Source organism: Aliterella sp. E5.1, assembly GCF_057473825.1.
Genome location: NZ_JBYCCV010000529.1, coordinates 1 through 972 on the forward strand (window position 1 = coordinate 1; position 972 = coordinate 972).

The 972-nt window shown below is 46.6% G+C and carries 1 protein-coding gene and 1 pseudogene; one reads left to right on the forward strand and one right to left on the reverse strand.

Translation table 11 applies throughout. The features are described 5' to 3' along the window. On the reverse strand, positions 1-211 hold a 211-nt coding region (locus AC2VE5_RS28795), incomplete at its 3' end, for a DUF6978 family protein (protein ID WP_486890926.1). Positions 212-540: 329 nt separating this feature from the next. Here AC2VE5_RS28795 and purH point away from each other — a divergent pair. Continuing rightward, positions 541-972: pseudogene (purH, locus tag AC2VE5_RS28800) on the forward strand (bifunctional phosphoribosylaminoimidazolecarboxamide formyltransferase/IMP cyclohydrolase); the annotation flags it as partial.

Sequence of the window (972 nt, forward strand, 5' to 3'; positions counted from 1 at the left end):
AGCGAACGCGAGTTTGATAAGTTACTTTTTTAAGATTGATTTTCCCTCGGGTCACATCGAGCAAGAACTTCTCGGAACCACCAGCTGCTATCAATGGTACAGCAATAGAGTTGCCAGGCATCGGATACTGGTGTAGAGATTCATCAGTACGATGCTTGTTCATTCTAATTAAGGCATCAGCCTCAGACTGGGAAAGGATAACATCAACCATCCTGCGTCATCTCTGTCCTATTCTTACGACTTGAAGACAACAATAATTCAATGCAAACCCCCTTTTCTAGCCACGTCTCAAATTTAATACTGAGCCTTGCTCAAACTGCTTGTGATTGAGATACCTAAGTGAGTATGCCCCTTAGCTACTGAATTTTTAGAATCACATTATAGAACTTACGACTTCGATAACTAGAGTTTTGACTTTGTCAAGATCAGTAGAGTCCATTCTAAGTTTCTGAAATCAGCCTTTCCAGAGATGGGAACTAGAGTGACAACCCCATTTATGCTGGTAAAGGAATCGTGAACAAAAGCAGGGATTTTCGGAAAATGGCGCCTCTGGCACTGTTGAGCACTTCTAATAAAACTGGGCTGGTCGAATTTGCCCGTAGTTTAGTCACAGACTTTGGCTTTGAGGTGATTAGCAGTGGTGGGACAGCCAAGGTATTAGCGACTGCCGGATTGCCAGTTACCAAGGTGTCTGATTACACCGGGTCCCCAGAAATCCTCGGAGGGCGAGTCAAGACCCTCCATCCCCGGATTCATGGGGGGATTCTGGCGCGACGGCAGGTGGCGCAGGATTCCCAGGATCTTGAGGCCAATCACATCCAGGCCATTGATCTGGTGGTGGTCAATCTTTATCCCTTTGTCCAAACTATTTCCCAGCCGGATGTTTCCATAGCTGAGGCAATTGAGCAAATTGATATTGGCGGCCCCACCCTTCTGCGCGCAGCGGCTAAAAATCACGCTGATGTGACGGTT